1 protein-coding gene is annotated in these 3,896 nt (G+C 71.7%); it reads right to left on the bottom strand.

The window, feature by feature from the left end:
- Positions 1 to 3,896, bottom strand: a 3,896-nt coding sequence (locus ACFYOV_RS33700) for an amino acid adenylation domain-containing protein (RefSeq protein ID WP_389094427.1), incomplete at both ends; no start/stop codon positions are given.

The raw sequence follows: 3,896 nt of genomic DNA, 5'->3' as shown, positions 1-3,896 counted from the left end.
CATCACCGCCGGACGCGGACGGTCCGTGGGAAGACTCAGCTGGTCGGGCAGACCCGCCAGGGCATCGGTCCAGTAGGCGATCTGCGTGGCGAACAAACTGTCCGGGTCCTCCTGGTCACCGAGCAACTCGTTCTGCCACAACGTGTAATCGGCATACTGCACCGGCAACGCAGGCCAGTCCGGCACCCGCCCCTCACTCCGCGCGGTATAGGCACGGGTGAGATCGGCGGCCAGCGGACCCAGCGACCACCCGTCACCCGCGATGTGATGCACGACCAGCAGCAGCACGTACTCCTGCGCCGAGAGCTCGAAGAGGTCGGCGCGCAGCGGAGGTTCGGTCGCCAGGTCGAAGGCGTGCCGGGCGGCCGACGCCAGGGCGGCCGGCAGATCGGCTTCGGTCGTCGGGGTGACCGCGAGGTGCGGCGCGGCCGCCTCGGGCGCCAGCACCTGCTGGCACGGCACACCCTCGGCCTCGGGGAACACCGTCCGCAGACTCTCGTGCCGGGCCACCACGTCACCGAGGGCCGCACGCAGCGCGTCGCGATCCAGCTCACCGGTCAGCCGCAGAGCCAGCGGGATGTTGTAGGTCGCGCTCGGCCCCTCCATCTTGTGGATGAACCACAGCCGACGCTGGGCGAAGGACAGCGGCATGACCTCCGGCCGCTGCCGCACGGTGAGGGCCAGGCGACCGGGTGCGGCGGTGTCCAGGAGCGCCGCCACCGCGGCCGGCGTCGGCCCCTCGAACAGCGCACGCAGCTCCAGCTCGACCCCGAACGCCGCACGGACCTGCGCGATCAACCGCGTGGCCAGCAGCGAGTGCCCACCCAGATCGAAGAAGTCGTCGTCGACACCGACCCGTGCCAGCCCCAGAACCTGCGCGAACAGGTCGCACACGATCTGCTCCTGCGGCGTACGCGCCCCCCGCCCCGACGCTGCCGACGTGAAGTCGGGCGCGGGGAGGGCGGCCCGGTCCAGCTTCCCGTTGGCCGTCAGGGGGAGCCGGTCGAGGGGAACGACGGCCGACGGGACCATGTAGTCGGGCAGGTGGTGGCGGGTGTGTTCGCGGAGCTTGGTGACCAGGGCACCGGTCCCCCGGCGGGCGGCGGGGTTGGTCGTCCACGTGGACAGGGGCGCGGTGGAGGCGCCGGTGTGGAGGGCGGCGTAGGTGCCGACGGGGGCACGGTCGCCCAGCCGGCTCCGGTCGACGAAGACGACGTCCACGGTGTCGGCGTCATGCGTGTTCCAGGTGATGCCGGTCCAGTAGCCGTGCTCGTCGCCCAGGTCGTGGAAGACCTCGAGGTCGGTATCCGATGCGGTGGGGTGCTCGGGAAGGGGCGTGCCCTCGTCGAGGGCTCGCCGCACGGCGAGTTCCTGGGTGAGGCGCGGGTTCGGGACGCCGGTCAGGCGGAGTTCCGTGGGCCGCTCGGCCGCCAGCTGCTGCCGCAGGGCGGCGAGGTCGGCCCGGGTGTCGGCGTGACCGGTCCAGGGCCGGGTGGGGGCGTCGGTGAGGGGCTGGGGTGCGATGCCGGTCTTGTAGAGGGTGACGTCGTAGCGGTAGCGGGTGAGTTCGTTGTGGGCGGTGCCGCGCTTGAGCTGGATGTCGGTGCCCGCGAGGTCGGGGACGTGGTGGGTGAGGGCGGTGAAGTACTCGGGGTCGACGAGGAGTTCCTTCTCCAGGACCAGGCTCTGTTCGACGGCACGGCGGATCGCGGCCGTGTCGGCCGGGTTCCCGGCACGCGCCGTGTGCACACCGGCGGCGAAGGTGCGCAGCAGCCGCGGGTTGCGGACGTCACCGATGAACAGGGCGCCACCGGGCGCGAGCGCGCGGACCGCATTGTGGATGACCTGCTCCAGGTATCCGGCGTTCGGGAAGTACTGGGCCACCGAGTTGAGCACGATCGTGTCGAAGTGGCCCCGCGGAAGGTCGCCGAAGTCGTGGGCGGGCCGGGTGCGGAGGTGGACCCGGGAGGTCAGGACGGGATCGGCGTCGACGTGGCGCCGGAGGTCGTCGATGACGGTGTGGGAGAAGTCGGTGCCCCAGTACTCCTCGCACTCGGGCGCCAGCCGGGCCAGGAGCAGACCGGTGCCGACACCGATCTCCAGCACGCGGCGCGGCCGGAGGGACCTGATGCGGTCCACGGTCGTGTCACGCCACTCCCGCATGTCGGGCAGCGGGATCGGCTTGCCGTCGTAACTGCTGTTCCAGCTGGCGAAGTTCTCGCCGAATGCCGTCTGCGGTGCCGTGGTGTACACGGAGTCGTACAGGTCCTGCCACTCGCTCAGCTGGTCCTGTTCCACGGCCTCGTCGTGCGCCGGCGCCGAGGTGTCGGCGACGACGTAGGCGACGAGGCGGGTGTCGCCGGGCTGGTCCTCTCGGACGACGACGGCCGCCTGTGCGATGTCCGCGTGGTCGGTCAGGACCTTCTCGATCTCGCCGGGTTCGATGCGGAAGCCGCGGATCTTGACCTGGTGGTCGGCGCGGCCGACGAACTCCAGCTCACCGTCCTGGTTCCAGCGCACCAGGTCACCGGTGCGGTACATCCGGCCACCCGGTGCTGGAGCGTACGGGTCCGCGACGAACCGCTCGGCCGTCGGACCGGGCCTGCCCACATAGCCCCGGGCGACACCGGCCCCCGCGATGTACAGCTCACCCACCACACCGGGAGCCACCAGCTCCAGTTCCGAACTCAACACGTACACGCGGGTGTTGGCGATCGGTCGGCCGATCGGCGGCGCGCCCGCGCCGTCGGCCAGGTTCGCGGCGGTGGACCAGATGGTGGTCTCGGTTGGGCCGTACAGGTTGGTCACGTCGTCCGTGAGCGTGCGCATCGACTCGGCGAGCGGGGCGGGCAGCGCCTCACCGCCGACCAGCATGCGCAGGCCCCGCAAGGCCTCCGGCTCGTGTGCCACCAGGAGCTGCCACAGCGAGGGCGTCCCCTGCATCACCGTGACGCCGTGCCGGGTGATCAGGTCGATCACGGCGGACGGCTGGGGGACGGCCTCCTTGGGCGCGAGGACGACCGTGGCGCCCGACAGGAGCGGGTGGTACAGCTCCAGCGCGGCGATGTCGAACGCCACCGTGGTGACAGCGAGCAGCCGTTCCCCCGTCCGGAGCGGGACCTCCCGGCGCATGGCCTCCAGGAAGTTGAGCAGCGGCGCGTGCGGCACGACCACCCCCTTGGGGCGACCGGTCGAGCCGGACGTGTAGATCACGTATGCGGCGGCGTCGGCCGGCAGCGGCCCACCGCGGCCCGTGTCGGCCGGGTCGGTGTCGGGGCAATCGGCCAGCAGGGCCTGTACGTCCGGGGAGTCCAGCACCAGTCGCTCGGCCGAGCCGCCGCCGGGCGTCCGGGAGTCCGTCGAGACCGTGGTGAGCAGCAGTGCGGGCCGCGCGTCCTCCAACACGTACGCGATGCGGCCGGCCGGATGGTCCGGGTCCAGCGGCAGGTACGCGGCGCCGCTCTTGAGCACGGCCAGCAGGGCGACGACCAGGTCGGCCGAGCGCGGCAGAGCCAGCGCGACCAGCCGGTCCGGGCCGGCGCCCCGGCGCAACAGGGCGTGAGCGAGCCGGTTGGCACGGTGGTTCAGTTCCGCATAGGTCAGGGAGGTGTCCCCGGCAATCAGGGCCACGGCGTCCGGTGTGGCGGCGGCCTGCTCGGCGAAGCGGACCGGCAGCAGGTGCTCGCCGATCTCGGTCCCGGTGTCCTGCCAGGTGTCGAGCAGTTGCCGGTGTTCCTCGGCAGAGAGGATGTCGATGTGGCCGAGCGGCTGGTCGGGGTGGGTGGTCGCGGTGTCGAGAAGCCGTATCCAGCGGTCGAAGAGCACGCGGACGGTGGGCGCGTCGTAGATGTCGCTGGAGTACTCGATCGCTCCGGTGATGCCCTGTGGTTCGCCGT

This window comes from Streptomyces sp. NPDC005931, assembly GCF_042871235.1.
Classification (GTDB): Bacteria; Actinomycetota; Actinomycetes; order Streptomycetales; family Streptomycetaceae; genus Streptomyces.
Note: the sequence above shows the minus strand (reverse complement) of the source record. Positions and strands in the feature narration are given on the sequence as shown.